Raw genomic sequence first — 24,552 nt, forward strand, 5'->3', positions numbered from 1 at the left:
TTGCAGAAGCTGGAGTACATACAGCAGCTAAAAGAGGAGCAGCACCGCGTGCTGATGGTAGGCGATGGCCTGAACGATGCAGGTGCTTTAAAGCAAAGCGATGCCGGTATTGCCCTCACCAACAGCATCACCAACTTCTCGCCTTCCTGCGACGCCATACTGGATGCCACTGCTTTTCATAAATTGAGCAAGTTTCTGGCCTTCTCCAGAAAAACGATGAATATCATTCTGGCCACTTTTGCGGTATCATTGGTCTACAACGTTATCGGCCTAACACTGGCTGTACAAGGTCTTTTCACGCCCATTGCCTCAGCCATCATCATGCCGATCAGTTCGTTGAGTGTGATCATCTTCGCCACCCTATCCGTAAAAATTGCCGCCAAACGTGCCGGATTATAAAAAACGCAGGCTGGGCAGCAGCTTTCAGCGAAGCAGCAGCGCCTGACTTTTAACTCATAACTTTTAACTCTTAACTCACAAAAGCCATGTTCATCATCTTTTTATTAATCGGGATAAGTGTAGCCGTGGCCGCCGGATTTTTAGGAGCCTTTCTGTGGGCTGTCCGTTCCGGCCAGTACGACGACGACTACACCCCAGCTGTGCGCATGCTCTTCGAGAACGAAGTAGGAGGCACAACCAGGCCTGCTACCGAGAAAACAAGCGGTAAATTAACCTGAACTGCTGCAGCTGTGACTACAATCAGCTCCAAAGCTGACCTGTGTCATCTTTTTGAAGCACGATCTTTTTCAATTTTGCAATGAAAGTAGAAGAAGAAATCACTACAAACATCATCACATCAACACAAATAAACATTAATCAAATGGAGGGCACCGCACATGTCAACTAATGTAGCAACCGCTTTAGAAAAGGACCCGAGGAGTATTTCGCCACCGAAAAAAGAAGACCCCGGAAAACCTGATGCATTTTTTTACGACAACAAAATAGTAAGAGACTTTGGTATAGCCACTGTTTTCTGGGGAATTGCAGGTATGCTGATCGGAGTGATCATTGCATTTCAGCTGGCTAACCCAGATATGAACATGGGCACCCAGTATACCACCTTTGGCCGTGTAAGACCTTTGCACACCAATGCTGTGATTTTTGCCTTTGTGGGCAACGCCATTTTTATGGGTGTGTACTACTCGCTGCAGCGCCTCTGTAAGACCCGCATGTACAGCGACCTGCTCAGCAAGATCAACTTCTGGGGCTGGCAGCTGATTATTGTGGCGGCCGTTATAACGCTTCCTTTAGGTATCACTACTTCAAAAGAATATGCAGAGTTGGAGTGGCCCATCGATATTGCCATTACGCTGGTGTGGGTAGTATTTGGCTGGAATATGTTTGGTACGCTGGCAAAACGCCGCGAGCGCCATATGTACGTAGCTATCTGGTTCTACATCGCCACGTTCTTAACAGTAGCTGTACTGCACATCGTAAACTCTTACGAGATGCCGGTTAACTTATTCAAGAGCTACTCTGGTTACGCCGGGGTGCAGGATGCGTTGGTGCAGTGGTGGTATGGCCACAACGCGGTGGCATTCTTCCTGACTACGCCGTTCCTGGGCCTGATGTACTACTTCCTGCCCAAAGCTGCGAACCGTCCGGTTTATTCTTACCGCCTGTCTATCATTCACTTCTGGTCGCTGATCTTTATCTATATTTGGGCTGGCCCGCACCACTTGCTGTACACGTCGCTGCCAGACTGGGCACAGTCACTGGGGGTAGTATTCTCTATCATGCTGATTGCGCCGAGCTGGGGTGGTATGATCAACGGCTTGCTGACACTGCGCGGTGCCTGGGATAAGGTGCGCGTAGAGCCGGTACTGAAGTTCATGGTAGTGGCTATTACTGCCTACGGTATGGCTACGTTCGAAGGCCCGATGCTTTCGCTTAAAAACGTAAACGCCATCGCCCACTTTACCGACTGGATAGTAGCACACGTGCACGTAGGTGCCCTCGGCTGGAACGGCTTCCTGACCTTTGCGTTGCTGTACTGGTTGTTCCCTCGCCTGTATAACACAAAGCTATTCTCCAATAAACTCGCCAACACCCACTTCTGGTTAGGTACGCTGGGCATTCTGTTCTATGCTATCCCGATGTACTGGGCCGGTTTCACGCAAGGTCTGATGTGGAAACAATTCACAGCAGAAGGTACACTTCAGTATTCTAACTTCCTGGAAACAGTGCTGCAGATCGTACCCATGTACTACATGCGCGGTATTGGTGGTGTACTGTATCTCAGCGGCGTATTCCTGATGGTGTACAACCTGTATAAAACAGCTAAGTCTGGTACGCTTATAGCCAATGAGCCGGCCGTTGCGCCAGCCAGAGTGAAGGAAGAAAGCCATAATGCCGGCCACTGGCACAGCTGGATCGAAAAACGTCCTACACAGATGGCGATATGGGCAACCGTAGCCATTCTGATAGGTGGTCTGGTAGAGTTTATTCCTGCCTTCGTTATAAAGTCTAACGTGCCGACTATTGCCAGTGTGAAACCATATACTTCGCTGGAGCTGCAGGGGCGCGACTTGTACATAAAAGAAGGCTGCGTTAACTGCCACACCCAAATGGTAAGGCCGTTCCGTTCCGAAACAGAGCGCTACGGCGAGTACTCCAAAGCAGGCGAGTTCGTGTACGACCACAACTTCCTGTGGGGCTCTAAACGAACCGGCCCCGATTTGCACCGCGTGGGCGGCAAGTACCCGAACTCCTGGCACTATCACCACATGCTGGATCCTACGTCTATGTCGCCGGGCTCTATTATGCCAGCCTACCCCTGGTTGTTTGAGCAGAATGTTGACCTAAGCACCACGCAGGATAAGCTGAGAGTACTGAAAAAACTGGGAGTGCCTTACGAAGATGAGTACATCGCCAACGCCAACGAAGAACTGATGAAACAGGCCGAAATGGTAACGGCAGATCTGGCAAAAGAAGGCCTGGAGGTTAAGCCAGAAAGCGAAATCGTAGCCCTCATCGCCTACCTGCAACGCCTGGGGACTGACATTAAAGTGAAAACCGAGGAATAGTTTGTTAGACACAAGACACAGGACATAAGACACAGGACTTAAAACTAGTAGGCCTGTTGTAAATAGATAGCATACTACAAGAGAAAAAGTCTTGAATCTTGTGTCTTGCGTCCTGAGTCCCAAAAAATAAGAAAATGTACAAGAACGTTTTGCAAGCCATAGATGGCATCGAAATATACCCAATCATCTCGTTTACGATCTTCTTTGTGTTCTTCCTGGGCCTGTTGCTTTATGTAACCCTGATGGACAAGAAATATGTGCAGGATATGAGCAGTTTCGCCTGCGCACCGGAAGATGACACAGACCTAATGGTAGGAGGCACAAAGCAATGAATGGAATAACACAATTCGTAAGGAAAAGCGGCCTGGCTCTGGTAGCAGGGCTGCTCCTGCTGGCAGGAAGCCCCACGCAGGCACAGGATGCCGTAGCAGGTAAAAAGATTTTTGAAGGGAACTGTGCCGCCTGCCATAGCCTGGAGGCCGATGTGGTAGGTCCTGCCCTAAAAGATGTACACAAACGACGAGGCAATGAGTGGCTGGTACAGTTCATCAAAAACTCACAGGCAATGGTGGCGGCTGGCGATAAAGATGCTGTAGCCATATTCGAGAAGTTCAACAAGATCCCGATGACAGCCTTTGAAGGCTCACTTTCGGATGCGGACATCAACAATATAATTGCCTACATAACAGAAGCAAGTGAGGCTCCTTCCGCAGTAGTGGCCGAAGTACCGGCAGCACCGGTTGCTCCTGGTGCACAACCAACTGCTGCTGCCAGCGATGTTGCCTTTATGGACCTGCCCCCGCTCGTGTTCTTCATTATTGCGCTAACGGCTCTTGTGTTGGTGCTGGTGCTGGCCCTGATTTATATGCTGGCTCGTTTACTTGTGCCCATGATGGGAGACAGCCTGTATGATGAGGATTTCCGGGAATCGTGGGCTGGTCGCCTGATTTTCCTGTTCCGCGGCGACCTGGCTCTTATGACGGGTAAGGCAAAAGATGTTGTTCATTCGAACCACGATTTTGACGGTATTCAGGAATACGATAACGACTTGCCGCCTTGGTGGAAAACCATGTTCTATGTTACCATTGTGTTTGCGGTGGGGTATATGCTGCATTTCCACGTGTTAAAGACTGGGGCACTACAGGCGCAGGAGTACGAGATGGAAATGGAGCAAGCTGCTCTTTTTGCTGCCTTACACGCCGATGACCCCAATGCAGTAACAAACTACACTGTGTTAACAGACCAGGCCGCACTGGAGGCAGGCAAAACCATTTACGGCCAGAACTGCGCCGCCTGCCACGGACCGGAAGGCCAGGGAACCGTAGGCCCGAACCTGACAGATGAGTACTGGCTGCATGGTGGCGATGTGAACGATGTTTTTAAAACCGTGAAGTACGGAGTGCCAAGCAAGGGCATGGTGCCTTGGCAAGGTAAACTCACCAAAGATCAGCTATTGGAAGTAAGTAGCTACATTTTATCGCTGCAGGGCTCAAATCCGGCCAACCCGAAAGAACCGCAAGGGGAGAAGCAGTAAAAACAGTGGCTAAACCATGCTAAAAATCCTTTCTTGGCGCTTTTGTAGGCCCGGGAAAGGATTTTTTAGTTTGGTTTTATTGATAATTGGTGTTCAGCGAATTGCAAAGATTCTTGGCACAAACAACTGAGACATATGTTGTTATTGTGTGAATTTATGAAAACAGTAGCCGGGACCTCGCAGTGTGTGCAGCTCCTGCGAGGATCTGAGGGACCAGTAGCAGCCCTGATCAAATTAGTTTCATATTATTTTCATAGCGCGAGCGTCCTCGCTCGTGTTTACTATTACCCGGCCTCTGGCCGGTGGGAACCAACTTGCATTAATTTTAATCGGCCAGAGGCCGCGGAATAGGAGTCACGAGCGAGGACGCTCGCGCCATGATCAAAGTTTTCTATGCGTAACACCAGTTCCTAATTCAGGATAAATGATAGTTTAAATGGTGATTTATGTCATTCTTCTGGAGTACCCTAATCTCTAATTTTGGGAATTCAATAAATAACAACCGGCAGGACTAATATCCGCACAAATTAAAACTGCCATGGCAAGTAAAATTCAAACGGCACCCGATGAGTTCCGGGATCACATCGCTACTGTAGATGCAGAAGGGAAGCGTGTGTGGGTGTACCCGAAAAAGCCGAAAGGCAATTTATACGATTATCGCAAATGGGTGAGCTACGCGCTGCTTGCACTCCTCTTTGCAGGACCTTTTATAAAAATAAATGGGCTTCCGCTGCTCATGCTGAATGTGGTGGAGCGCAAGTTCGTGATTTTAGGCGTGCTGTTCTGGCCGCAGGATTTCTTTATTCTGGTATTGGCTTTCCTGGCCCTTACTGTTTTTATCATCCTTTTCACAGTAGTATACGGCCGCATCTTCTGTGGATGGGTCTGCCCCCAGACTATTTTTCTGGAGATGGTGTTCCGGCGCATCGAGTACGCGATTGAAGGAGATTACACCAAGCAGAAAGCGCTGAACAAAATGCCCTGGAATGGGGAGAAGCTGCTGAAGAAAAGCGCTAAAACGGCTGTTTTTCTTTTGATCTCTTTTCTTATTGCCAATACGTTTCTAGCCTATGTTATCGGTATAGAGGAGTTGCAGAAGATTGTGCTGGAAGGGCCTGTAAACCACCTGGTAGGGTTTAGCACTTTAATGGTTTTTACCGGTATATTCTACTGGGTGTTTGCCTACTTCCGGGAGCAAGTTTGCACCATTGTTTGCCCTTACGGCAGGTTGCAAGGCGTAATGCTCGACAAAAAGAGCCTGGTAGTTGCCTACGACTATGGCCGGGGCGAACCCCGCGCTAAACTCCGCAAAGGCCAGGTCCGCACCCAGGGCGACTGCATAGACTGTAACCAGTGCGTGCAGGTCTGCCCCACCGGCATCGATATCCGCAATGGGGCGCAGCAGCTCGAGTGCATTAACTGTACCGCCTGCATCGATGCCTGCAACGACATCATGCGCATGATCGATAAACCGGAAGGCCTTATCCGCTACGACTCTGAAGAGGCGATTGCCGAAGGAAAGAAGTGGACCTTGTATACACCTCGCGTGCTAGGCTACACCGCCATTCTTGTGCTATTGCTTTCTGCTTTAACTACTCTGCTGGTGGTGCGCGACGATGCTCAGGCGACCATTTTGCGCACACCAGGACAGCTGTATCAGAAAACTGAGCAGGGCACTGTTAAGAATCTTTATAATATTTCCGTTATAAACAAAACAAATCACGAAATGCCGCTTACGCTACGTTTGTTGTCTGGCGAAGGAAGCATACAGGTAATAGGAAGTGATTTGGTTTTACCGGCTCAGGGCATGGCAGAAGGAGTGTTTTTTGCCGAGATACCAAAAGATCAGTTGCGAGGCATGAACTCCAAAATAGAGATAGGCGTGTACTATGGCGAAGAATTGATCACCAAACAGGATACCAAGTTTCTGGCACCGGCCAGGTAGGAACAAAAGAATTTTGAATGAGTGAATGGGTGAGTAGAAGGCATAGTAAGAACTTCAGTTTATAGCTACTACCGCTTATTTTAATTAAGTTTTTTAGAAAAGAAAACATGACAACTTCACATAAACAATCTAACAAGAATTTTACCTTATGGCCTTATGCCGTTGTGGTGTGCATGGTGCTTTTTATGGGCTATATCGCCTCCTTTGTTTATAAGGCGATGAACCAGGATGTAGACCTGGTGAGCAAAAACTATTACGAGCAGGAAATCGCTTACCAGGAGCACATCGATAAGGTTGGCAGAACAGCTGCTATAGGTAATGTAGCTATAACTTACAACGAGCAAAACCGGTCGGTGCTGTTACAGCTGCCAGAGACACTGAAAGGGAAGCAGGTGAAAGGAAAAATCACCCTTTTCAGACCATCGGACGACCAGCTGGACCAGGAGTTGCCACTGCAGCTTGGCCGTGATATGAGTCAGCTGATAGAGACGCAGGACCTGGAACGCGGGCTCTGGAAGGTTCGGGTAAACTTTAACGAAGGTGAGCAAACTTATTATACAGAAAAAACCATCCAGTTAAAATAGCCATGATCTGGGCAGGCTTTTTATTTGGATTAGTAGGCAGTTTCCATTGTGTCGGGATGTGCGGCCCTATAGCAATGGCTCTACCATTTGTCGGGAGTTCCGGCTGGCGTTACTACGCAGGCCGGCTCCTGTACAATGGTGGAAGAATTACCACATACGCACTATTAGGAGCTTTGGCTGGTGCCTTTGGGCAGTCGCTGCAGCTGGCAGGTTTACAGCAAACTATTTCTATTGCATCAGGGGTACTGATACTGTTGCTGCTGGTGTTGCCAAACGCCCTGAAAAGCAAAACAGCCAGTGCCATTGGTACAGACAAGCTCATGAATTGGGTACGGCACAAACTGGGGTATTATTTTCAGAAGAACTCTCTGGGCTCTTTGTTTATGGTGGGGTCGCTGAACGGGCTGCTGCCTTGCGGCTTTGTCTACATTGCCCTGGCAGGGGCCATTAGTGCTCCCGGAATAGGCGGTGCCATGCTGTATATGGTGCTTTTCGGACTGGGCACTTTTCCGCTCATGTTTATCGTGTCCTTGTCGGGCAAACTGATTAGCCTGAAAGTTAGGGCTGGTTTTAATAAGGCTGTTCCTTATATAGGGGTGTGCCTGGCGGTGTTGTTTATTGTGCGCGGCCTCGGCCTGGGCATTCCGTACCTGAGCCCTAAGGTAGTCGAAACCGAAAACCATAAAACGGAGATGAGTTGCTGCACCAAGCCGGTGGCTGCTAAACATTAAGTGGAATTAAGTTTAGCAGGATGTCCTGCTGTGTGTTATATCTAACCTATACCTCATTTTTAAAGCTATGTGCAACTCAAAGAAAATAAAGCGTGTGCTGGTGCCGGTGCAGGATAACAAGGCCGGCGAGGAGCTGTTGCGTTATGCCGGTAACCTGGTGGCCGCTATGGGAGCAGAACTGCTGTTGCTGCAGACAAGTAATCAAAAAGAACTCACATTTACGCAGCAGAGTAGGGGCATCCAGGCCCTGCGTACGTTCGGCGATCGAATTCTGTCGCAACTCAGGCAGGTTGCTACACCAGTTCCCTTCGATTGTGTGATACGACCCGGCAACCTGAGTGAGTGTGTGACAGCAGTGGTGCAGGATTACCAGGCAGACCTGATTGTGATGGAAACCTGTCCGCTGCACCAGGAGGAGGAGCAGGCAGACCCGGACCATGCGGCCGCCATTATGGAAATGGTGCCTTGTCCTGTGCTGGTGGTGCCCTGTACTGCCAGGTTTCAGAAGCTCGAGAACCTGGTGTTTGCCACCGATTTCACCGACCAGGAGGAGCAGGTGCTGAAGCAGATTGCCGCTTTTGCGAGACAGGCAGGTGCCTCACTTACACTGGTGCAGGTTTATAGCAAGGCAGAACGCCAGCACCTGAGCAGCTACAAAGCCGCCATGCAGGAAACCGAAAAGCTCTTGCAAGGGCAGGAGGTACATTGTAAACTGCTGGAGGAAGAGGATGTGCTGGAAGGCATCAGCGACTTTGCTGAAATGGCCCGTGCCGACATGCTCATTCTGGCCATGCAGGACAATTACTTGCTTAAGCGCCTGTTCAGCAGCAACTACACCAAAACCATGGCCTACCACACCCGCTACCCCATCCTGACCTTCAGGCAGCTTAAGAAAAAGCCATGCTCCGGCTCCTGCATGAACTGCATGAAGAGCAAAGGCAGTCAGCCGGAAGTTAATGAGGCGCTGACGTTTTCAATATAGGAAAGTGCACGGAACTTCTATATGCCTTCCTTTTGCAGCAGCATCAGCAGCAACAGAAAGGTCTCTGGAGGGGCAAAATCATTAGAATAATTTAAAGGAACATCTCTATTTAAAAGAGTATTCTCTATAGCAGGCGCTGCTTCTGATCAATTGGTCAGAAGCAGCGCTTTTTGCTTTTCAGAAGATTGCTGTTTTTGTGGGGGTACGTATGAAGGATTTTGTTTAAACTTCGCAGCGTCTTCCAGACCTGTGAGAGTTTTCGGAAGGAGCTTGAATACCTCTTTTTCTCATTGCCCAGACGCTCCCAGGTCATTTCTTCTTGACGCGCGTGTCATCTAGCCCTTCTGCAGATGAATCGGAATTATATACCTGGTAAACAGTCAACGGGCGTACGACAAAGTGCACTAATTCATATTGAATTTTGTGCCAATGCTCGGGAGCAATTATTCTAATGAAAAAGGCCTTCCGGAGGCAAAAAAGAGGTTATACCAGCATAGCATTTGCTCATCATCATCTCTTTTCGCTTCATGTATGGTTCTCGCCCACAAGATCTTTTCAAGATGACAGAAAAATAAATGTAGTTATGGCAAGAGGTTTGTGCGATTTGATATAAATTAACTGATGTTGCGCAGTTGTGGTTAAAAGATACGCTCTTGTTATAGGTGGAGTTCAGCTTCATGTAGCGGCGTTACATGGTAACGTCGTTGCCAGCCGATCGCTTTACCTCCAGCTATAAAAAAAATGCGGGGTAACAGGCGCATGGGCAAACAGAAAGGCCTGTCTCATGTTGCAGCCCCGGCGTTACATTGTAACGCCGCTACAAAGGTACTGGCTGCTCCAACTGCGTAACATCAGTAAATTAACTGTTAGGGTATCGTTATCATCGTTAAAATGCAAAAAATCTGACAACCATAATTATGAATTTAGCGCAGCCCTATCGAACTGCTTTATGATCTTTTACAGAAGGATAATCAACAGGAGACACATCTTCGTCGTCTTCTAAAGACCAGCCGGTTTTAAGCCCGATGATAAACCAGCCAAGTGCCAGCACCCCACCAGCAAAGATTGTGTCGCCGATAACGCGTAGCCAGCGCAGGATGTTCATGGTGTCGGTTTGCATGAACTCCATGGAGCGGGCGTACCAGAGGCCGTACTCCACACTCGCCCACGCCTGCATCAGGCCGATGGGCAGCACACTGATCACGACCATCAGCATCAGGCCAACATTTATGGACCAGAAGGCAAAGCTGATTACGCCGTCTTTCCAGCGGCGACGGGCAGAGAGGCCCTTGAGCACGAACAGCATCAAACCGATACCCAATATACCATACACGCCAAACAGAGCAGTGTGCGCGTGAACCGGCGTGGTGTTCAGGCCTTGCATGTAGTAGAGTGCAATGGGCGGGTTAATTACGAAACCAAACACACCGGCACCCACCATGTTCCAGAAAGCCACCGCTATGAAACAGTAGATAGGCCATTTATACGCCCTGATCCATTGGGTGGAGCGGCTGATCTGCAGGTTGTGGTAAGCCTCAAAACCTATCAGCACCAGTGGCACTACTTCCAGGGCACTAAAGGTGGCTCCGAGGGCCATAACGGCTGTAGGAGTACCGCTAAAGTACAAGTGGTGGAACGTGCCGATAATGCCGCCAAACAGGAAGATGATCGTAGAGAAGAGCACCGTGGCCGTAGCCATCTTAGTATCCAGAAGGCCCATGCGCACAAAAAGGAAGGCAATAACCACGGTGGCAAATACCTCGAAGAAGCCTTCTACCCACAGGTGCACTACCCACCAGCGCCAGTATTCGGCAATGGCCAGGTTGGTGTGTTGTCCCCACATCAGGCCGGCAGCGTAGAAGAGCGCAATGGCAGCCGAAGAAATCAGGAACATGCCCAGCAGGTGGCGGCCTTCCACATCGTTTTTAAAGGCAGGCCAGATAGCGCGTACCATCAGCGCCAGCCACACAAACAAGCCTACCAGCAGGAATATCTGCCAGAAGCGGCCCAGGTCGACATACTCGTAGCCCTGGTGGCCAAACCAGAAGTTTTCGGTATAGCCCAGTTTCTGCATAATGCCATACCACTGCCCGGCCAGGGAGCCAGCCACGATAATGAGCAGGCAGATGAACAGGAAGTTGACACCCAGTTTCTGGAACTTAGGCTCGTAACCCGAAACGGCAGGGGCAATATACAAGCCAGTAGCCAGCCAGGACGTGGCGATCCAGAAAATAGCCAGCTGCACGTGCCAGGTGCGGGTAATGGAGTAGGGGAGGTAATCTGCGAGCGGGAAACCGTAAAGCGCCTGCCCTTCTACACCGTAGTGCGCTGTAACGACACCAAGCGTAACCTGCACCAGAATCAGGGCTGTCACGATCCAGAAATACTTGAGCGTGGCCTTCATGGATGGCGTGGCTTTCAGGCCCAGCAAAGGGTCCTGCTTGGGTAGCCTGGAATGGTCAATTTCTTCTTCCTTGTTAGAGGCATAGTAATAGGCCAGTAAGCCCACACCTGCAATCAGGATAATCACGCTGAAGCCTGTCCAGATAATGAGGTCGCTGCTGGGGCGGTTGGCTACCAGGGTTTCGGCGGGCCAGTTGTTGGTATAGGTAATGGCTTTGCCGGGGCGCTCGGTTACGCAGGCCCAGGAGGTCCAGAAGAAGAATGCATTGAGTTTCTCCATCCGCACCGGGTCCTTCACCGTGTTGTCGGCCATGGCGTAGGCATCACGGTGTTTGGCAAGGGCAGGATCGTCTGTAAACAAGCCGGTATAGTGTTTGCTAACCTCTGCAATAGCTTCGGCACGCAGGTCAGAAATGGTTAAAATGCCTGTGGCTGGGTTGTAGGTGTTGGCGCGGATCTGCTTCTGCAGGCGGGCCTGTAACATAGCCTGTGTTTCCTCATCCAGGTCATCGTAGCTCTTTCCTTGTGTTTCCTGCGCCCAGGTATCGAGAAAGAACATGGCCTCTTTGTGCAGCCAGTCGGCGCTCCAGTCAGGTGCAACATAAGCGCCGTGGCCCCAGATAGAGCCAAGCTGCTGCCCGCCAGTAGACTGCCAAACGTTCTGCCCGTCTTTAATGTCCTGTTCTGTAAAAATAATTTTGCCGGATGTGGTCACGACTTGTGCCGGAATAGGGGGAGCTTCTCTGTAGATCTCGATGCCGTAGTACCCGAGTACGGCGAAGGAGCCAACGATCACGGCTATAAAACCAAGCCATAGATTTCTGTATTTCATGGTAGTGGTAGTAAGTGTTTTATAATGGTTTAGATGATTAGTTGCCTGTGAGGCAGTCTGGTTTACTTGTGTTCACAATTCAAATGTCCGAAGTGAGGCCATGACAAAAAATGACCTAAGTCACTAATAAAAGATATTAAGGTATTTTATTCTTTAATAAGTATCCGTTATTTTTGATATAGCTGGATTTTATACTATTTAATGCCACTACCATGGAAAATAAAGCCGAAAACATGCCGCCAGCCAATACCGATGCCAATCATGCATTCGAAGCGCCACTACTCACCTTCAATTTGCCTTCGCTGATATTGCAAGCCAAAGGGGAGGAGCAGTGGGAAAAGAGTGGACGAATTGCCAAAACCCTTTATAAAAGCAAATCGAGGCGGATCGTGCTGAATGTGATGCAGGCAGGCACCGAAATAAAGCTGCACCAGGCACCGGGTCCGATCAGTGTGCAGGTGCTGGAAGGGCATTTAGGATTTCATACGGAAGCAGCATCTGTAATGCTCCGGCAAGGGGAGATGCTCACGCTAAAAGAGCACACCAAACACAGGGTAGAGGCGCTTGACGAAGCAGCTTTCCTACTTACTGTTGCGCCCCTGGAGGCTTAGTTTACCCTTGGCACGTTAGAAGCCAAAAGGCTTTGGAAGGGGTTTTTCATTCGAATAATTTGCGGAATGGAACAACTTTTTTGGCTGCATCACAAATCAGCAGCTCGTATAAGAGAGCCATCTAAACCCGTAAACTATCCTGGGAAGTTGCAGCTCCATTTAAATTTCTGAGCATTTGTCAGAGTGGATGATCTCAGATTTAGGTTAATCCTTTCCTGTCGCGAGTTTAGGCGCAGCCATAACTAAAGGGAAATTATGAGTAAGATTAGAAGTTTCTTTCTGTTATTCAGAATCAAAGATCAAAAGCAATTCCTTTAAGCGCATGTAAGTTATGTCGGCTTGCACATAAATTATTCTAATGAAAACGGCCTTCCGGAGCCTTTTTGGCTACTGCTTGTTCGGGGTCATAATCGGCCGAGAGGGCTAAGGCTACGGGTTTTATACAGAGACTTAGCAACAGCCTAAGCAACGGCGTTACAGTGTAACGCCGCTACAACCGAACCAGAATGAATTTAACAATCGGTAAAATGATTAGCGTTTCAATACTTATTCTGCTGGAGAATTTCGTAAACTTACTGTTCCATTTCTCCAATAGAGCAAGGATTGAAACATCTACTACTTCGTTTGCTCGGGTAATATTTAACCATGTCCATTATAACAAGGAGCAAAGGTTAAATATTGCCTGCTGAAAATTATTTTAATCTATTACTTTGTTTATTAAAAATAAATATTTCATATTCACTTTACATTAAATCTTTTAGCAGTTCATTTTGTGCACTGTATTGCGTTATGATGCAAGGGTATTACATCATAAAAAAATAATATTAAAGGCAACTTGAAATTCAGAACAAATACAATATGTTAGATACACTTATTAGGTTTGGAAAACATCTCAGCGAAGATCGCGGAGAATGGGATGATATTATAGATATACCAGATACCACAGAAGAACAGACTAAAGGTATTACCCCTCTCGTTGCACAACTACTTTTTGATTTAGATGCAAATCAAGTAAAGCTGGATAAGACACAGTTAAAAGTATTTGAACCGCAGGATGCTTATACTTACATGAACATCAAAATTCAGGGAGGGAACAATAAGGCTATTTATGCTACAGTTTCTCCCAAAAAGTCTTTTGAACAAATCCGTAAAACTTTCTTTGGGCTAACAGACAAGAATGGGAAAGCACCTGAACAAGGTCAATTTACAGAAGCGATTGATAAAGATTTTCAATTTCTGATAGGTTCTGCCCTATATCATGTGCTTCAAAAAATATTTGCTCTTTCAGAGGATTTTACAGCAAAGTACGTCGATCAGGAGAAAAATAAAGCAGACTTCGGTAAAGCGATAAAAGCGTTAGACTTGCCTAATAATGAACGCATAGTGCTTTTATATACAGCTGTCAAAAGCCAGGAACTTAAAATTCCTCTTGCAACACCAATTGCGAAAGTATCTGGTTATGAAGACTTCCTTCGCTCCAAATTCCTGAAGAAAGAAGAGCCGCTTAAGCTAGAAAATCCCGTTGACAAACTTTGTTATGCTACTGGTATACCTACAGCAGATGTGGAAGATATAACCATAGGAGCCAGATACAGCATAAATAAAATGTTTGTGACCACTACTAAAAACTACGCATCCAACTTTAATGATAAAGCTTTTGGTAGTAATTATCAGGCTAGTGCTTTGGCTCAACTTTATCTAGAGCGAGGTTCAAATTATTTGCTGAACAAATACACCACTAAGATAGCTGGAGTAGATCACATCATTATTCCTCATTTCTTTAGCAAGGAAGACGTTGATCCAGACGTTCTGATGCAGCGAATATCCAAAAAGACAGACTTGCTATTCCGCTACAAACAACTTGCTGAAATCGTGGATGACTTTTCCGATAATGAGCTTTACTGGCTTAATTTTCTCGGGTTTGAATCAGACGGCAATTTTTTTAAAACTATCAACACCATTCAAGATGTAAGCAAACTTCATTTTAACAAGCTTATTGATACTTTTAGAGACACTGATCTGATTTTTAAGAATATAGCAGGCATGGAATGGGAAAAAGTAATGACTGCTGGTAAAGACAATAGACTTAGCTTCAATTTTTATAGCTTATACTCACTTGTACCAGTTAGAAAAGAGAAAGAGAAAAAAAATGCTGCGCTCGCGCTGTTTAAGGCTATACTAGAACAACGAATAATAGATCCGCAACAACTGTATAAGCACTTTACTGAACTGATTTTATGCCATTGGTATGGCCGATATAAAGCCTATGGCAATGTGTATCAGAATGACATCTTTGATTTTGCTGCCCGCAATGCAGTGTTTCAATATCATGCCCTTTTTTACATCTTCAAGCAATTTAATCTTTTAAAAGGAATGGAAAATATAAAAAGTGAAGAGCTAACTGATGGGCTTAAACCATCAGAGGCCTTCTTCAGAAAAATGGACTACAACGACAGCCAGAAGGCAATGTTTTATCTTGGCAGAATTCTTAATTCAGTGGCATATGCTCAGCAAAAAAAAGGGTATGATTCCAAGCCTGTGTTAAACAAGGTGAATTATAATGGAATGGATAAAAAAAACATTATACGCCTACATAAAGATTTGTTTGACAAATGCCGTCAATACACTATCCTTTCTTTTAATGAGCCGTTATTTTCACACTTTACACAACTTTTCAACGAAGAAAAATGGTCACTAAAATCTGAAGAAGCGCTTTTTTATCTTTTGGCAGGATACTCATTTCGTGATAACGCTTAAACTTATTCAGTAACTGAAAAAATAAATCTATAAAAAATAATATGGCTACAATTACTAATAATTCTGACTTCTTATTCCTCTATGAAGCATCTCAATGCAACCCGAATGGAGATCCAGATCAGGAAAACAAACCCCGTATGGACTATGATACCGATACCAATATTGTAACGGATACAAGAGTGAAGCGCTACATACGTGATTTCCTCAAGATGACGGGGCAGCAGATTTTCGTGGATATGGAAGGAGAAAGCAAAGTAAGTGCTGACAGCAAATTAAAGGCAGTTATAGGCAGGCTGCTGGATAACCAAGAAGAGCTTGATCAGGTCTTTGCAGAAAATGAAGATATGAAGACAAAGTTCTTAGAGGTTAAGGAGAAATCTAAAGCCAAAACCGCCGAGGAAATGCTAAAGTTTATGCAAGACAAGAAAAACCGAGAAATAAGCTTTCGGCTAAACCTGTTCCTGCTCGCGTATCTTGTAAAACAAAAGTTTGTAGACATTCGGCTGTTTGGGAGCGCGTTTGCTATTGAAGGATTTAACAAATCATATATAGGGCCAATTCAACTGAACTGGGGCTATTCTCTTAACAAGGTTCAGCTGATGGAATCGAATTCTATTGTAACGATTATGAACGATGACAACAGTACCTTTGGCAAAGATTACCGTGTGCATTATAGTTTATTGGCTTTTAACGGCACTATAAACAAATTTGCCGCAGTTGGTACAGGTCTTTCAGCAGAAGATCTACGGCTATTCCGTAATTCGATATGGGAAAGCATTCCTTCTTTACCTACGCGTTCAAAACTGAACCAGTACCCTAAGCTTTATCTGGAAATAATTTACAATGATGGGTTTCACAACGGCCATTTTGGTGATTTAAGAAGCTATGTTGCGGCACCTCCAACTAATGGCTTTGATGAAAAACAGGTACGCAGGTTTACTGATTTATCACTTGATTTAACTGCATTAAGCAAACTGATTTCTGAAAACAAAGGAGAAGATAAACCCATTAAAGAAGTAGTTGTCCGCACAGCACCAGGAGTCGAATTTTCTGTAGCTTAACATTGGGCAGTAATGAAAATACTTACAATCGATATTTACGGGAAAATGGCTCATTTCAGGAAGTATTATGGAAATAATACAGCCATGAGCTATTCTTTACCACCCCGAACAACTGTAATGGGTATGTTGGCTGCAGTTCTTGGCTACGAACGGGATAGCTACTACAGTATATTAGCCTCTGACAAAATACGCATTGGTTTGCGTGTTTTGTCGCCTCTTAAAAAATCTTTCCACAGACTTAATTTGCTTAGTATTAAAAGCTTAGGTGATGCTACTAAAGGAGGAGGCGATTTTTCGGGAAAAGGGGGTAGAATACAAACTCCGTTTGAAGTAGTGAGCGGCATGGACATAAGCAAAGATATGGTTTGCTACCGCATTTTTATTTCTGCTCACCAAGCTGGAACCGAAATTTTTTCACAACTTATAGAAAAGCTACAGGCTAATCAGCGTCACTTTAATCTAACATTAGGAGTGGCTAATTTTTCAGCGTTTGTTAGGAATGTACGTCTCTATGAAAATGTAACAGCAACAAATTCCTCTGGTACCATTCAGATACATTCTGCTGTTATCTCAGATACGGTTGAAAAGCTCTTATTTGAGAAAGACACAGAAGCTGGTTCAAATTTTCTGGAAGAAGAATTACTTCCTTCTGACTTTTTGGAGAACGGAAGCAGAGAATTATCCAAACTTAATCGCACCCTTTTCAGCACCAGAAATTTACCGCTGGAAGTAAGCTTAAGCGTACCGCATTATCAACTTGTTGATGAAACCGAAACTCAAAACATAGTTTTTCTGGAATGACAACTTTTTATTCACACAGCAAGCAAGACAAAGACGGTCAGGTTTATGGTTCTAAAGAACTAAAAACACATACCAATGGCGTAAATGCTAAGGTTCAGCAGCTTTTATCCGGTAAATTATCATTTTCGCTAATTAGTGGTGTTAGAAAACTGTCTGGAGAAATTGCGTTGTACCATGATCTAGGAAAGTATACACCACACTTTCAGCATTACTTGCTTCAGCAATCTGGGAAATATGATGCAACCTTAAAACAGCATGCAAAATTTGGAGCTTTCGCGATTTTAGAAAAACTAAAACAACAAGACCGAAGCCTTGAGGCTTGGCTGGCATTGTATATTATTGTACATCACCATAATAACCTAACAGACTTCATTTTGCTTAACCGTCTTATTACTAAAGACGAAACCTATCATGATGAATATATTTTTGAGGAGCAACTGAAGAGTATGCAGAAAAGTCGGCAGCTAATAGCGCAGGAACTAAATGAACCTGATTTGGAAGTCTATTTAAAATTCCCAGAACAGAAGCCATTTAAAAGATTTTGTAAAGAGTTTAGTAAGCTATATGGTACTCCAGAAACTTATTTTCTAATCAACTACCTGTTCTCTCTACTTATTGAAGCCGATAAACTGGATGCATCCGAAACATTACTTTACGAAAGAGTAAACATAAATGCTAATGCTGTAGATCGCCATTTACAAAGCAGCACCCACCAGTTAAGGACGAAAGTAAGGCAGTCGGTAATCAGAAGATTAGATGAACTCGATTTGCAAAAGCAGAAAATTTTCACGTTAACGGCACCTACAGGTGTAGGCAAAACCTATACAGCTCTAGATTTTGCCTTAAAGCTTAGGGCAAAAGTTCCAGAACTTCACAAAAGCCAAATTATATATGCGTTGCCTTTTATCAACATTATTGAACAGGGATATGCCGAGTATAAAAAAGCATTAGGGGATTCCTGTAAAATTTTGGCTCATTACCAATATGCTGATATCTTCGGAGAAGAAGACAAGAAAGGTAAAGGAGGGTATGATGAGAAATCATATCATCAAAAGCTGATGGAGCTGGATACTTGGCAGAGCGACATCGTTATAACTTCTTTTGTTCAATTGCTTCAAACCATTATTGGTTATCGAAACAAGATTCTAAAGAAATTTAACCATTTGGCCAACTCCATAATCATTCTGGATGAAGTACAGACGATAAAACTTGAACAGATTCCTTTGGTTGGGGCTGCCTTATATTACTTATCAAAGTACCTCAATGCACGCATTATTTTAATGACTGCTACTAAACCTAAAATTCTTGAACTTGCTTACCAGCAAATTTTGAAAGCTGAAGGTGAGGCAGAGATTGATTATAAAGCTTGTGAACTGCTACAGGAGCACGAGGAAATCTACAAAAGCTATAAAAGGACAAAAATTGTTCCTTTACTGGATGTAGAATTTCCCAAAGATTCCGTAGCAGACACATTTATAGAGCAACTATTCTCAGAAAAATGGACAGAAGGCCAATCATGCCTGATTGTAGTAAACAAGGTAAATCGCTGTATTGAGTTTTTTCAAAAAGTTAACGAATACCTGAAAAATAAACAGCTCAAAAACTCTGTTTATTGCCTTTCGACAAACATAGTACCTGCTCACAGACTATCAAGAATTGAACAAATAAAAGCAGACCTAAAGGCAGGCAAAAAACCAATTCTTATAGCTACACAAGTTGTAGAAGCTGGTGTTGATCTGGATTTTGATATGGGCTTCAGAGACTTAGGTCCTATTGATTCTATCGTGCAGGTAGCTGGCCGCATCAACCGACAAAGTGATCCTCAAAACCCAGAGCGTTTGCATTTGCCACTTTATGTGATTAACACAGGAGATTGCCAGAAAATTTATGGCACTATTACAACTGTAAATGCAGAAGGAGCCTTAACATTAGCGAATGAAATTCCTGAAGCCGATTACCTAGAATTAGTCGAAAATTATTTCACCAAACTTACTAATAGCAGTTCTTTCAAGTATTCCCGTGATGTTTTTGAGGCAATGAAAATTTTAAGGTATGATACATCGGACAAAGACCCTAGTAAAAAATATGTTTCAGATTTTAAGGTAATTGAAGAACAGCAAAAAGCTATTTCAGTGTTTGTACTCGTTGACGATCGGGCTGATGAAGTCAGACAAGCATTCTTAAACCTTTTTAATAAAAAAATCACCAAACAAGAATTCGATGAGAAATACAAAAAGGATTTTCATCAACGCATAATCGCTGTACCATCTTATTACACAGAAAATTTGGATAGACATCAAAATTTAACTGAATCAATCATGATTGCACAGCCTGATGATTATGATTTTGAAACAGGGTTTATAAGAAAAAGGGAGGATAAAGAAGTGGTTTCATACATGATGCTATAATGCCTGTAGCGGCCTTACACTGTAAGGCCGTATCCCCAGCCAAACGCATTACCCCATGAATACCAACAACAGCCTTGCCTATGAACACAACCCATGCCTGTGTAGCCTTGGCTGCAGCGCCTGCCCCCACGGCCTTACAGTGTAAGGCCGCTACAATTGAAATTAACTGATTCTAATAGATGTGGTGGGTGCGTTTTTTTTGATTGAAAACATAGTTTATGACAGATTTCAGGCAAATCATGATTAAAAACTCAGTAGATGCTATTGAGCTAAAGGGCATTAGGATTATCAACCAAATCTGTTAGAACCAGGAAATGAACAGGAAATGAAAATGGCACATCACGATAGTTTCAGCAAGAAGAACCGGCGGCTGCAGGGGTACGATTATCGGGCGGAAGGGCTGTACTTTATCACCATTTGCACCAAAGACAGGCTACCTTATTTTGGGGAAGTAAGGAACGGCTTAATGGAACTGTCGGACGAAGGTATTATTGCGCGGGATTACTGGCTGGAGATTTCTGATCATAACCCGCAGGTGCTGCTGGGTGAATTTGTGGTGATGCCGAACCATGTGCACGGGATAATCGGGTTAGAGCGTGCTTCTCTGCCTGTCACCATGGCTTTACAATGTAAGGCCGCTACGGTTGAAACTGCCAGCGATATGAAGCATATTTCCGGTTTAGCGCCGAAGGCTGGTTCCATTTCCCGTATTATCGGGGCTTATAAAGCAGCCTGTACCCGCATGATCAGGAGCGTGAGCACCAATCCGTTTGCCTGGCAAAACCATTTTCACGACCGTATTATCTGCAACGGGCAGGAGCTGCAAAGGATGGAAGCGTACATTATTTCCAACCCGGAGAAGTGGGCCGAAGATAAGTTCTGCATCAACTACTAAACCTGAAATTACAGTTAAACCCATGCAACAAACCATACATACCACCGCCATCACCTTTCCTGAAATACAGCTGCAGACGCGGGATGCGCATAAGCTGCGGGGCTACTTCGGAAACCTGTTTCGGGAGCATTCGCCGCTGCTGCACAACCACCTGGAGAGCGGGCAGAGCCAGTACCGCTACCCGCTGGTGCAGTACAAAGTGACGGGCAAAACGCCTATGCTGCTGGGACTGAACGAGGGCGCGGAGCTGCTCACATCGCTGTTCCTGAAAGTGCAGGAACTTCAGCTGGATGGCCTTACATACCCGGTGCTTAGTAAGAATATACGGAACCAACGCTGGAAAATAGGTGTGGATAGCGACCTGCACCATTACCGCTACGAGACGCTCTGGATGGGGCTGAACCAGGACAACCACCAGCGCTACATGCAGACTGAGCCGGGGCAGGAGCGGCAGGAACAGCTCAAGCGCATTGCCATCAGCAATATACTGGCATTTTATAAGGCTTTCGACCTGCTGTTGCCAAAGGAACAGCGCATCATGCTCAGCCTGCAGGTGCAGGAAAAGAGTACGCGTTTTAAGGATCAGCACATGCTGGCTTTTAGCGGGGGCTTTACAACCAATGCCCTGCTTCCCGATTTTGTAGGGTTAGGCAAATCTGTAGCCAGAGGTTTCGGCACCGTATGCCGTGTTTAGTAATGTAGCGGCGTAATAACATTACGCCGTGGTATCTACAGCGCAGCAACAGCAGGAATGGCAACAGCAGCTATACCCCAGAGAGGCAATTTCCATTAGAATAATTTAAGCGGGATTTTCTTTTAAAACAGGCAGTTCTCTCGGCCAGTACGGCGTAACGGTATTACGCCGCTACACTACCTCTAATAGCATCTAACATAACAAAGCATGCAGCTATACATTAACACCTACGGCACGTATGTGCATATCAAAGACGAAATGTTTGAGGTGCGCATCAAGGAAAAGGAAACTAACGATGTAAAGAAACATCATTTTGCCGCCTCCAAGGTTACCAGCATCATTATGACTACCGGGGCGGCTCTGAGTACCGATGCCATCCGGCTGGCAATTATAAACAATGTGGATATTGTGTTCACCGAAAAAGACGGTCAGCCGCTGGGGCGTGTGTGGCACAGTAAGCTTGGGAGCACGACTAAAATACGGAAGCGGCAACTGGAGGCCAGCCTGAATGGGATAGGGGTGCAATGGACGAAAGCCTGGCTCCTGACGAAGCTGGAGAACCAGCGTGACTTTATCCAGGACCTGAAAAAGCACCGGGCACCACAGGTAGATTACCTCAACGACAAGATTACCAGGCTGGAGGCGCTGGCCATCAGCATATCCACGTTGCAGGCCGATTGCGTAGCCGACATTGCCGACACGTTACGCGGCCTGGAAGGTACGGCGGGCAGGCTCTACTTTGGCACGTTGAGTTATGTGCTCACCAGGGAGCACCAGTTTAGTGGGCGCAGCAGCCGGCCTGCCAAAGATGCTTTTAATGCTTTTTTGAACTACGCCTTCGGTATCCTGTACAGCAAGATTGAGAAGGCCCTTATTATTGCCGGGCTCGACCCGTACCTGGGCTTTCTGCACCGCGACGATTATAACCAGCTCAGCTTTGTTTATGATTTTATTGAGCCCTATCGCATTTATGCCGAAACCGTGGTGTTCCGGCTCTTTTCAGGTAAGAAAGTAAACAGAATCCACACAGACCAGATCACCAACGGCTACTCTCTTAATAGCGAGGGTAAGGCATTGCTGGTGGCTGCCTTTAACAAGTACTTCGATGAGGAGACTATCCGCTACAAAGGCAAGAACCAGACGCGCAGCAATAGTATACAGTACGATGCACACACCTTTGCCAACATCCTAATAGAAAAAGTATGATTATTTGGGTTTTGTATGATATCCAGAATGACCGCAGCCGCACCAAAGTGGCTAAGCTTTGTAAGCAGGCAGGGCTGTACCGGGTACAGTTCTCTGTTTTCCTGGGTTCGCTAAATGCGCACGAGAAAGATACGCTCCGGCTGCAGATTGAAGATTACATTGACGAGGAGATCGACAAGGTGTACATCTTTCCGATGAACAAGGCTGAGTTGCAGCAGACAGAGTTACTGGGGCAGGCTTTCGATAAGGACCTGGTATCGGATGAAGTAAGGGCATTATTTTTCTGAAGCGCTATGAGCCTGACACCTTCCCATATCATCGAGTATCTGTACTGCCCCCGGTTTACGTATTTTGAGTATGTGCTGGGCATTCCGCAATACGAAACAAAGAACTACAAAGTAATGCGTGGCCGGGAGGTGCACGACCAGAAGCTGGAGCAGAACAAAGAGTACCTGCGCAAGAAGATTGGCGTGCAGGAAAAGTTTGTAGACCAGTACCTGACCAACGACCTGTTGCGAGGCCGCATAGATGAGGTTCTGCTCTTACAGGATGGTACTATGGCACCATTAGACTATAAATTCGCTCAATTCAAAGACAAAATATACGATACATACCGCACCCAACTCTACTGCTATGCCTGGCTGATAGAGCAGAACTTCGGTAAAAAGGTGGATAAAGGCTTTCTTGTATACACACGGAGTCAGAATAAATTAGTAGAGGTTCCGATTTTGGAGACAGACAAGAAAGAAGTAGAAAATTGTGTGAAACAGATTTATCATATAATCGAGGAAAACCATTTCCCAAAAGCTACCAAATACCGTAAAAGATGTTTAGATTGCACCTACAGGAATGTTTGTGTCAAATAACGAGGTTCCGGGTACGGATTTATTTCAGTACTCCCAGAATTAAGGTTTAAAGCATTGATTTACAATTAATAACGTATTCGGAAAAATAAAAAATTTATATGAAATTCAGCTCTTTGACATATTGTAAAATCAGAAAAAGAGGAGTAGGAAATAGTGCCTATGTCACTAAGAATCAGATCGATGTGGAACGTGACGACTTCCAGCAGCTTATCCAGCATAACAAGGATTGAAACCAACTATTACTGTTTCTGCTCAAGCACTGGAGCTAGCTTCCAGCAGCTTATCCAGCATAACAAGGATTGAAACACCAAGTCAGCTAAACTGCCAACGTGCTTAAAGGTTCTTCCAGCAGCTTATCCAGCATAACAAGGATTGAAACTTTACTATGATCTCGCAATTATTCCTGGGCTTATCTCTTCCAGCAGCTTATCCAGCATAACAAGGATTGAAACTAATCAAGTTGTAGTGATGCCGGATCATCAAAAGGCCTTCCAGCAGCTTATCCAGCATAACAAGGATTGAAACATGTCCATATAATTGACAAGGACTTGCACAGCTGCTCTTCCAGCAGCTTATCCAGCATAACAAGGATTGAAACTCATAGCCAAACACCGCAATGGGGACTTAGACGAAACTTCCAGCAGCTTATCCAGCATAACAAGGATTGAAACGAAACAATGGGCAATAAGGCAGGAGCCGCCATTGTGCTTCCAGCAGCTTATCCAGCATAACAAGGATTGAAACAAAGTTACAGGATAAAAAACTATTCGAAAGGAGCACCTTCCAGCAGCTTATCCAGCATAACAAGGATTGAAACAGGCTTCGGATAGTTGTATTCCTTCCCGTTTCGCCTCTTCCAGCAGCTTATCCAGCATAACAAGGATTGAAACTAGCTCTCGTACTGTGCGGCTCTTTCAGGTGGGCACCTTCCAGCAGCTTATCCAGCATAACAAGGATTGAAACGAATTTGGGCTGTAGCTTCAATAAATGATTGGGCTGCCTTCCAGCAGCTTATCCAGCATAACAAGGATTGAAACTTTTCTTTCATATAGATTCTACAATCAAACATTATCCTTCCAGCAGCTTATCCAGCATAACAAGGATTGAAACTGGCAAAGCAAAATGTTTCGGTATATCGGTCATTTGCTTCCAGCAGCTTATCCAGCATAACAAGGATTGAAACATAAACTCTGAAGGCACATCAGTAAAAAGATTA

20 protein-coding genes and 1 CRISPR repeat array are annotated in these 24,552 nt (G+C 45.4%); of the genes, 19 read left to right on the forward strand and 1 reads right to left on the reverse strand.

Going from position 1 to position 24,552, the window contains the following annotated elements; all coding sequences use genetic code 11:
* From FVR03_RS19060 to FVR03_RS19100, 9 genes are all read left to right on the forward strand, one after another.
* The coding region (locus tag FVR03_RS19060; protein WP_147923367.1) for an HAD-IC family P-type ATPase at positions 1 to 399 on the forward strand (399 nt) is incomplete at its 5' end.
* An 86-nt stretch (positions 400 to 485) separates the two neighbouring features.
* Positions 486 to 677, forward strand: coding sequence for a cbb3-type cytochrome oxidase assembly protein CcoS (ccoS, locus tag FVR03_RS19065; protein ID WP_147923368.1), 192 nt, complete (start codon positions 486 to 488; stop codon positions 675 to 677).
* A 159-nt stretch (positions 678 to 836) separates the two neighbouring features.
* Positions 837 to 3,026, forward strand: coding sequence for a cytochrome-c oxidase, cbb3-type subunit I (gene ccoN, locus FVR03_RS19070; protein ID WP_255474301.1), 2,190 nt, complete (start codon positions 837 to 839; stop codon positions 3,024 to 3,026).
* 134 nt (positions 3,027 to 3,160) lie between these two features.
* Positions 3,161 to 3,358 (forward strand): hypothetical protein, encoded by a 198-nt coding sequence (locus FVR03_RS19075; protein WP_147923369.1) that lies wholly within the window; start codon positions 3,161 to 3,163, stop codon positions 3,356 to 3,358.
* Complete coding sequence (locus FVR03_RS19080) at positions 3,355 to 4,560, forward strand: c-type cytochrome (protein WP_147923370.1); 1,206 nt, start codon at positions 3,355 to 3,357, stop codon at positions 4,558 to 4,560. Before FVR03_RS19075 ends, FVR03_RS19080 begins: the two co-directional genes overlap by 4 nt.
* Before the next feature lie 538 nt (positions 4,561 to 5,098).
* Complete coding sequence (ccoG, locus tag FVR03_RS19085) at positions 5,099 to 6,505, forward strand: cytochrome c oxidase accessory protein CcoG (RefSeq protein WP_147923371.1); 1,407 nt, start codon at positions 5,099 to 5,101, stop codon at positions 6,503 to 6,505.
* 107 nt (positions 6,506 to 6,612) lie between these two features.
* Positions 6,613 to 7,089 carry a FixH family protein gene (locus tag FVR03_RS19090; RefSeq protein WP_147923372.1) on the forward strand — a complete coding sequence of 159 codons (477 nt, stop codon included), beginning with the start codon at positions 6,613 to 6,615 and terminating at the stop codon, positions 7,087 to 7,089.
* Between the two features lie 2 nt (positions 7,090 to 7,091).
* Entirely contained in the window at positions 7,092 to 7,820 is a 729-nt protein-coding gene (locus tag FVR03_RS19095) for a sulfite exporter TauE/SafE family protein (RefSeq protein ID WP_147923373.1), read from the forward strand.
* A gap of 67 nt (positions 7,821 to 7,887) precedes the next feature.
* Positions 7,888 to 8,802 carry a universal stress protein gene (locus FVR03_RS19100; RefSeq protein WP_147923374.1) on the forward strand — a complete coding sequence of 305 codons (915 nt, stop codon included), beginning with the start codon at positions 7,888 to 7,890 and terminating at the stop codon, positions 8,800 to 8,802.
* A 934-nt stretch (positions 8,803 to 9,736) separates the two neighbouring features.
* Here FVR03_RS19100 and FVR03_RS19105 read toward each other — a convergent pair.
* Positions 9,737 to 12,037 carry a nitric-oxide reductase large subunit gene (locus FVR03_RS19105; protein ID WP_147923375.1) on the reverse strand — a complete coding sequence of 767 codons (2,301 nt, stop codon included), beginning with the start codon at positions 12,035 to 12,037 and terminating at the stop codon, positions 9,737 to 9,739.
* A 212-nt stretch (positions 12,038 to 12,249) separates the two neighbouring features.
* Between FVR03_RS19105 and FVR03_RS19110 the strand changes: the two genes are divergently transcribed.
* The 10 genes from FVR03_RS19110 to cas4 all read left to right on the forward strand — a co-directional run bounded on the left by FVR03_RS19110 (position 12,250) and on the right by cas4 (position 23,336).
* The gene (locus FVR03_RS19110; protein ID WP_147923376.1) at positions 12,250 to 12,648 is read left to right on the forward strand and encodes a cupin domain-containing protein; all 399 of its coding nucleotides are present in this window, start codon (positions 12,250 to 12,252) and stop codon (positions 12,646 to 12,648) included.
* 858 nt (positions 12,649 to 13,506) lie between these two features.
* Positions 13,507 to 15,405 carry a TM1802 family CRISPR-associated protein gene (locus tag FVR03_RS19115; RefSeq protein ID WP_147923377.1) on the forward strand — a complete coding sequence of 633 codons (1,899 nt, stop codon included), beginning with the start codon at positions 13,507 to 13,509 and terminating at the stop codon, positions 15,403 to 15,405.
* A 41-nt stretch (positions 15,406 to 15,446) separates the two neighbouring features.
* Complete coding sequence (locus FVR03_RS19120; RefSeq protein WP_147923378.1) at positions 15,447 to 16,466, forward strand: CRISPR-associated protein; 1,020 nt, start codon at positions 15,447 to 15,449, stop codon at positions 16,464 to 16,466.
* Between the two features lie 12 nt (positions 16,467 to 16,478).
* Entirely contained in the window at positions 16,479 to 17,267 is a 789-nt protein-coding gene (gene cas5 / locus FVR03_RS19125; RefSeq protein WP_147923379.1) for a CRISPR-associated protein Cas5, read from the forward strand.
* A complete protein-coding gene (cas3, locus tag FVR03_RS19130; RefSeq protein WP_147923380.1) occupies positions 17,264 to 19,675 on the forward strand; it encodes a CRISPR-associated helicase Cas3' in 2,412 nt (803 codons plus the stop codon). The genes cas5 and cas3 overlap by 4 nt, the downstream gene beginning before the upstream one ends.
* A gap of 331 nt (positions 19,676 to 20,006) precedes the next feature.
* Positions 20,007 to 20,570, forward strand: a complete 564-nt coding sequence (locus FVR03_RS19135; protein WP_187270226.1) for a transposase — start codon at positions 20,007 to 20,009, stop codon at positions 20,568 to 20,570.
* A gap of 22 nt (positions 20,571 to 20,592) precedes the next feature.
* Complete coding sequence (locus FVR03_RS19140; protein WP_147923382.1) at positions 20,593 to 21,264, forward strand: CRISPR-associated endonuclease Cas6; 672 nt, start codon at positions 20,593 to 20,595, stop codon at positions 21,262 to 21,264.
* 207 nt (positions 21,265 to 21,471) lie between these two features.
* On the forward strand, positions 21,472 to 22,470 hold the full coding sequence (gene cas1, locus FVR03_RS19145; protein ID WP_147923383.1) for a CRISPR-associated endonuclease Cas1: 999 nt from the start codon (positions 21,472 to 21,474) through the stop codon (positions 22,468 to 22,470).
* Positions 22,467 to 22,757, forward strand: a complete 291-nt coding sequence (gene cas2 / locus FVR03_RS19150; protein ID WP_147923384.1) for a CRISPR-associated endonuclease Cas2 — start codon at positions 22,467 to 22,469, stop codon at positions 22,755 to 22,757. The genes cas1 and cas2 overlap by 4 nt, the downstream gene beginning before the upstream one ends.
* A gap of 6 nt (positions 22,758 to 22,763) precedes the next feature.
* Positions 22,764 to 23,336 carry a CRISPR-associated protein Cas4 gene (gene cas4 / locus FVR03_RS19155; protein ID WP_147923385.1) on the forward strand — a complete coding sequence of 191 codons (573 nt, stop codon included), beginning with the start codon at positions 22,764 to 22,766 and terminating at the stop codon, positions 23,334 to 23,336.
* A gap of 196 nt (positions 23,337 to 23,532) precedes the next feature.
* Positions 23,533 to 24,519: a CRISPR direct-repeat array (repeat unit 37 nt; unit sequence CTTCCAGCAGCTTATCCAGCATAACAAGGATTGAAAC).
* The last annotated feature ends 33 nt before the right edge of the window (positions 24,520 to 24,552 follow it).

The sequence above is a fragment of the Pontibacter qinzhouensis genome, assembly GCF_008017455.1.
Lineage (GTDB): Bacteria > Bacteroidota > Bacteroidia > Cytophagales > Hymenobacteraceae > Pontibacter > Pontibacter qinzhouensis.